Annotated in this window: 2 protein-coding genes and 3 pseudogenes; 3 read left to right on the top strand and 2 right to left on the bottom strand. The window is 73.2% G+C overall.

Annotation, left to right across the window (positions count from 1 at the left end):
• Positions 1–355, top strand: a pseudogene (locus tag JNW87_RS10855) (S1 family peptidase); the annotation flags it as partial.
• Between the two features lie 91 nt (positions 356–446).
• Here the strand turns inward: JNW87_RS10855 and JNW87_RS10850 are convergent.
• Together JNW87_RS10850 and JNW87_RS10845 are read right to left on the bottom strand one after the other, a co-directional pair.
• Positions 447–2,075 (bottom strand): YbjN domain-containing protein, encoded by a 1,629-nt coding sequence (locus JNW87_RS10850; RefSeq protein WP_375373495.1) that lies wholly within the window; start codon positions 2,073–2,075, stop codon positions 447–449.
• Positions 2,024–2,502: pseudogene (locus tag JNW87_RS10845) on the bottom strand (YbjN domain-containing protein). The gene JNW87_RS10850 and the pseudogene JNW87_RS10845 overlap by 52 nt, the downstream one beginning before the upstream one ends.
• Positions 2,503–2,615: 113 nt before the next feature.
• Between JNW87_RS10845 and JNW87_RS40540 the strand changes: the two are divergent.
• Both JNW87_RS40540 and JNW87_RS40535 read left to right on the top strand, forming a co-directional pair.
• Positions 2,616–4,091: pseudogene (locus JNW87_RS40540) on the top strand (DNA translocase FtsK 4TM domain-containing protein); the annotation flags it as partial.
• Between the two features lie 30 nt (positions 4,092–4,121).
• A complete protein-coding gene (locus JNW87_RS40535; RefSeq protein WP_375373494.1) occupies positions 4,122–6,554 on the top strand; it encodes an FtsK/SpoIIIE domain-containing protein in 2,433 nt (810 codons plus the stop codon).
• Positions 6,555–6,600 lie beyond the last annotated feature (46 nt).

The raw sequence follows: 6,600 nt of genomic DNA, 5'->3' as shown, positions 1-6,600 counted from the left end.
GCCCGCCGGCCACCGCCGCCCGGGCGCGCCGCCGGCCGGGGAGCAGACCGGGTGCACGGGCCAGGTGAGCCGCACCGGCGAGATCGCGGCCGGCCGGGCGCAGAACCAGCCGGAGGGTCGCTGGTTCCGGGCCGCCGCCGGCAGCCAGGAAGCCTGCCTGGACGCGCCGGAGGACACCCTGGCGGCGGTGCAGCTACAGCGCTTCACCGGGACCTCGTTCGAGACCGTGGCCAGCGCCGACACCTCCGACGGCGTGGCCCGGCTGACCGCCGGGACCCCGGCCGGTGTCTACCGCTACCGGGTCGTCGGGCTGGACGGCGAGGGGGCGTACACCCTGGCCTTCTCGGCCCGCTGAGCCGTCGCCGGGCGGCCCGCCCGGCGAGCCGGACCGCGGCCCCCGTCCACCACCGCCCGGTGGCCGGGGGCGCGCCGCGTCCGACGGTCGGTCAGGGCAGCGCGGCGACCGCGGCGGCGTACCCGACGCCGGTGCCCACCGTCGCGTCGATCAGCACGTCGAGCTGCACGGGGGCCACCCCGTGCTCCAGGTCGGTGCTGACGTCCCCGGCCAGCAGCAGCTCACCGGAGTCCAGCTCGTGCACGTACGCCTTGGGCAGCAGCCGGTCGTGGTTCCAGGCGTTGCAGAACGCGTACGCCTCGGCGCGCCGGGCCGCCGGCAGCCGGCGGGTGGCCACCACCCGGGCGTGCAGGATCTCCCCACGCCGCCCCAGCCGGCGGTACCGGATCACCGCCTCGCCCCAGCGGCCCACCACCGTGCCGTCCGGCTCCACCGCGTACCCGTCGCCTCGCCGGTCGAGGGCGGCGGTCACCAGGGCCAGGCTCAGCGGGACCGGCTCCTCCGCCGGCGGTTCGGCCCGCTCCGGATCGTCGGCCGGCCACTCGTCGGGGGAGTCCTCGGCCGGCAGCGGCACCGGGTCGGCGAGCGGCCGGTCGGCCAGCCAGGAGGCGATCCGCCCGGACTGGTGGCCGGTGCCGTTGCGGGCGTCGAAGCTGCCGGCTAGCTCGGTCGCCACCGCGAGCAGGTCCGCGCCGAGCGTCGCCACGTCCACCTCGGCCGCCGGCCGGGGACCGTGGCCGGGGCGGTGGAGGCGCCGCCCGCCCCGCCCGGCCTCGGTGGCCAGGGTGCAGAGCAGCGCGCCGGCGGCGGCGAACTCCATCGCGGACAGATCGTCGTACGGGTGGTCCAGCCGCGGCAGCTGCTCGGCGAGGATGTCCAGCCCCCGGTCCAGGTGCCCGCCCAGCGCGCAGAACCGCAGGTGCGCGGCGAGCTGCGGGAAGGCCGTCCGCTCCCGCCGGTGTCGCCGGTACGCCCGCAGGTGCGCCCGTCCCGCCCGGTCGGCCGCCCCGGTCCGCAGCCACGGCAGCAGCGCCACCGTGAGGGCCCGCTCCGGCTGGTCGGTGCAGCGCACCTCGCCGTCGAGCACCGGTCGCAGCGCGTCGAGCGCCGCCGCGTGCTCGCCCCACCCGGCCAGCAGTTCGGCCCGCCGCGCCGGGACGCATCCGGGGCAGCCGCCGGCCGGGTCGGGTGCGGCCCCCCGCCACCGGTCGTGCTCCCGGCGGGCGGTCGGCTCGTCGCCGAGGTGGTCGGCGAGCCGGCAGTGCAGCTCGGCGACCGGTTCGGCGTCCGGGCCGATCCGGTCGGCGAGGTCGTCCAGCAGGGACCGGGCCTGGTCCAGGCCGACCCGTGGGGTGCCGAGGAACGCCTCCACCGCCTGCCGCTGGTGGCGGCGCAGCGTCTCGGCGTCGCCGGGGCGGCCGGCCAGCAGCCCGGGCGTCCGGTCGACCGCGGCCAGGCAGCGGCGCACCGGTTCGAGCAGCCGCCAACGCTCCCCGTGGTGCAGGTACGCCTCGATCAGCGCGAACCGGGCGGCCAGCCCGGTGCCCGGGTCGCCGGTCGCGTCGGCCTGACCGGCGATCCGCTCCAGCTCGGCGAAGCGGGCCTCCCCGTCGGGCAGGTCCCGGGCCTCGGCCAGCGCCTCGGCCAGCCCGCGGTCACGGGAGACGGTCACCGGACCGACCCGCCGGGCAGGTCGCCGACGGCGGCGGCGAGCTGGCAGCCGGTGGAGACGCCACAGTCGATCAGTTGGTCGAGCTGGTGCGGGGTGACCCCGCGTTCCAGGTCGTGATCACCTCGCCGCAGACCTGGGCCAGCCCGTCGTCGGCGACGTGCACGAACGCCTTGGGCCAGAGCCGGCCGTGGTTCCAGGAGTTGCAGAAGGCGTACAGGGCGGGCACCCGCTCGATGCCGAAGCGGGGGGCCGCGACGGTGCGGACCTGGAGCAGCTCGCCCGCGGCGCCTCGGCGGAAGAACCAGATCAGGCTCTCCTCCCAGCGGCCCACCAGGTCGCCGTCGGCGTCCGCGCCGATTTTGTAACCCCGGTTGGCCAGCACCGCGGCGATCAGTTCGCCCGTCAGCGGCCGTAGTGCCTGCGGGTGTCCGGCCAGGGGGCCGTCCGGACCGTCCTCGATCTCCGGCGACGCCATCGGGCATCCCTTCTGAGGCGAATAACACACCGACGGCGCGGTCCGCGGTGCGACGCGCGGACACGACCCGGAAAAGCGGCGATCTGCCGGGTGACGCCGTTACGGTTGACTCTATGGCGGGCCGTACCTCTCAGGCGAGCCGGCGGCGCGGCGCGTCGCCGCGCGGCACCACGAACAGCCGTGCCCGCCAACCGGCGAAGAAGACCACCCGGGCGGCGGCCCGGCGGCGAACCGCGGCCCGGCCCGGCCCGGCCGTCTACATCGGACGCGCGGTCGGCGCGCTCTGGATGGGGCTGGCGCACGGGGTGGGCTGGGCGGTCCGGGCGGCCGGCCGGCAGGCCGCGTCGGCGCGCGACCTGGATCCGGAGCACCGCCGCGACGGCGCCGGGCTGCTGCTCTTCGGCTTCGCCATCCTCACCGCGGTGGCCATCTGGTTCGGCGGCGCCGGGCCGGTCGGCGCCCGGCTGGCCGACACTGTGCGGCTCTTCCTCGGCGCGATCGCGATCGTGGTGCCGGTGTTGCTGATGATCGGCGCCTGGCGGCTGATGCGCACGTCGGCCGACCCCGAGCACCGGGGCCGCGGCCTGGTCGGCTGGGGCTCCATGCTGCTCGCCACCGCAGCCATGCTCCACATCGGACAGGATCCGGTCGACTCCGTGCAGCGGGACTACGCGGGCGGCCTGATCGGCGCGGGCGTCGGTGACCTGCTGGAGACGGCGATCACCGCCTGGGTGGCGGTGCCGCTGCTGGTCCTGCTGCTCCTCTTCGGCCTGCTGGTGGTCACCGCGACCCCGATCAACAAGATCCCGGAGCGGCTCGGCCTGCTCGCCGGCACCCTGGTCGCGCCCCCGGCCGGCGACGAGGCCGAGGTGGCCGAGAAGCCGGCCCGCAAGCGGCCCGCCAAGCGGCTGCCGCCGCCGCTGGACCCGGACGACCCGGACGACGACCACGACGGCGTCGACCTCCAGGACACCGTGGTGCTGCCCCGCAAGCCCCGGGGGAAGGTGCCCGCCTCACGCAAGCCGGTCGAGCCGCCGGAGCACTCGCCCGCGCCCACCCGGGCCGAGCAGCTCGCGCTCACCGGGCTGGCCGGCGACTACACCCTGCCGCCGGCCAACATGCTCAGCGGCGGCGCCGCGCCGAAGACCCGCAGCAAGGCCAACGACGAGGTGATCGCGGCGCTGACCGGCGTCTTCGACCAGTTCGACGTGGACGCCGCCGTCACCGGCTTCACCCGGGGCCCGACGGTCACCCGGTACGAGGTCGAGCTGGGCCACGGCGTCAAGGTCGAGCGGATCACCCAGCTCTCCCGCAACATCGCGTACGCCGTGAAGTCGCCGGACGTGCGGATCCTCAGCCCGATCCCGGGCAAGAGCGCGGTCGGCGTGGAGATCCCGAACACCGACCCGGAGAACGTGGCCCTCGGTGACGTGCTGCGCTCGCGGGCCGCGACCAGCGACCACCACCCGATGGTGGTGGCGCTCGGCAAGGACATCGAGGGCGGCTACGTGGTGGCCAACCTCGCCAAGATGCCGCACATCCTGATCGCCGGCGCGACCGGCGCGGGCAAGGCACTGGCCCTGGACACGCCGATCCCGACGCCTGACGGATGGTCCACCATGGGAGCACTCCAGGTTGGTGGGAGGGTCTTCGACGAGCAGGGCCGAGCCTGCACCATCGTCGCCGCCACCCCAGTCATGGATGACCGCCCCTGTTACGAAGTGGAGTTCTCCGACGGCACGGTCATCGTCGCCGACGCTGAGCACCAGTGGCAGACGACGACGAGGGCGGGCCGGAGTCAGCGAACCCAGCGGTGGAAGGATGGTTCGTACTGGTCCGCGGATGACGTGAAGCGGGTGGCGACACAGGCGGACAAGGTGCTGGCGGAGCTCGATCGCCCGGTGTCGACTGACGAGATCATCACGGATGTCGGCCAGCAGTTCCGAAACGTGCTGTACCGGGTCGTGCGTGGGTTGCCCAAGGAGGCGGAGAGCGCGCTGACCAGCTACCTGCGGGGTGGTCGCGAAGTGACCCGCCGGGTGCCCACCTATTCCCGTCACCGGGTCTACCAGGCATTGCATGAGATCGTCGCGGATCCGGGACGGTCAGGTCGGCGGCGTAGCTTCGACGACCGACCAGTCACGACGGCAGAGATAGCAGCGTCGCTACGGGTGGCCGGGCGGAGCGGATCCTGGGCCAATCACGCGGTGGCGGTGTGCGGGGCTCTCGACTATCCAGAGCAGGATCTACCGATCGCTCCGTACACCTTGGGCTGCTGGTTGGGTGACGGCACCACCGGGTCGGCCGGCTTCACATGCGACGAGGAGGAGCTGCTGGACAACATCCGTCTGGATGGGTACGTCGTGACGAAGCACGCTTCCAGCCGGATGCAGTACACGATCTCGAACAGGCCGGAACGGGAACGGCGAGTCGCCGAGGCGGTGGAACTGGCCACCGGGGGCGTGAGCCTCGCTCGGGCGGCGCGGCAGCTCGGGGTCGGCCTCTCCGCGGTGTGTCTGGCAGCTCGGGGTCGGACCAGGCTCCAGCGGCCGAGCCGCTTCGAACCGGACACTCCTCCCCGTGACCGTTACCGGACGCTGCGGCAGTTGTTCCGTGAGATCGGTACGAAGCATATCCCCGCCACCTACCTGCGTTCGTCAAAGCAGCAGCGGCGGGCCCTGCTGGCAGGTCTGCTGGACACCGACGGAACGGTTTCCAGGCAAGGCGGCGTCGAACTTGCGCTCACGAACGAGCGTCTGGCCCAGGATGCTCTGGAGTTGATCATTGGGCTCGGTTATCAGGCGACACTGACAACGAAGCGGGTGAAGGGCCGGAACGAGTTGACCTTCACCTGCTACCGGATCCACTTCACCCCGGCCGACAAGGTCTTTCGGCTAACGCGCAAAGCGAGCCGTCAAGTGGTTCGTACGCGCGCGACGACCTCGCGGCGCTACATCGTGGACGTCCGGCCGATCGCCTCGGTACCCGTCCGATGCATCGAGGTCGACAGCCCGAGTCACCTGTACCTGGCCAGTCGCGCGTGCATCCCCACGCACAACTCCAGTTGTCTGAACACACTGCTGGTGTCGGTCCTGACCCGAGCGACGCCGGACGAAGTGCGGCTGCTGCTGATCGACCCGAAGCGCGTCGAGATGACCGGCTACGAAGGCATCCCGCACCTGGTCACGCCGATCGTGACCAACGCCAAGAAGGCGGCCGACTCGCTGGACTGGGTCGTCCGCGAGATGGACATGCGCTACGACGACCTCGCCGCCAACGGGGTCCGGCACATCGACGACTTCAACCGCAAGGTGCGCAACGGCGAGATCAAGGCCCCGCCGGGCAGCGAACGGGAGATGCGCCCGTACCCGTACCTGCTGGTGATCGTGGACGAGCTGGCCGACCTGATGATGGTCGCCCCCCGCGACGTGGAGGACTCGGTCGTCCGGATCACCCAGCTCGCCCGGGCCGCCGGCATCCACCTGGTGCTGGCCACCCAGCGGCCCTCGGTGGACGTGGTCACCGGCCTGATCAAGGCCAACGTGCCGTCCCGGCTGGCGTTCGCCACCTCCTCGCTGGCCGACTCGCGGGTCATCCTCGACCAGCCCGGCGCGGAGAAGCTGCTCGGCCGCGGCGACGGGCTGTTCCTGCCGATGGGCGCCTCCAAGCCGGTGCGGATCCAGGGTGCCTGGGTCACCGAGCGCGAGATCGCCGACGTGGTCAAGTTCTGCAAGGACCAGCGCGAGCCGGAGTTCCGGCCGGACGTGCTCGCCCCCGCGCAGGAGAGCAAGAAGAAGATCGACGAGGACATCGGCGACGACCTGGACCTGCTCGTGCAGGCGGTGGAGCTGGTGGTCACTTCGCAGTTCGGTTCCACCTCGATGCTCCAGCGCAAGCTGCGGGTCGGCTTCGCCAAGGCGGGCCGGTTGATGGACCTGATGGAGACCCGGGGCGTGGTCGGCCCGTCCGAGGGGTCCAAGGCGCGCGACGTGCTGGTCAAGCCGGACGAGCTGGAGGAGGTCCTGGTCGGCCTGCGCGGCGGCGAGGAGTAGGCCCGCCCGGTGCACCCGACGCGACAAGGCCCGCCGGCATCCCGGC

The organism is Micromonospora sp. ATA51 (assembly GCF_016802855.1).
GTDB lineage: Bacteria > Actinomycetota > Actinomycetes > Mycobacteriales > Micromonosporaceae > Micromonospora > Micromonospora sicca.
The sequence above is the reverse complement of the archived record's forward strand: the minus strand, read 5'-3'. Positions and strand labels throughout refer to the sequence as shown.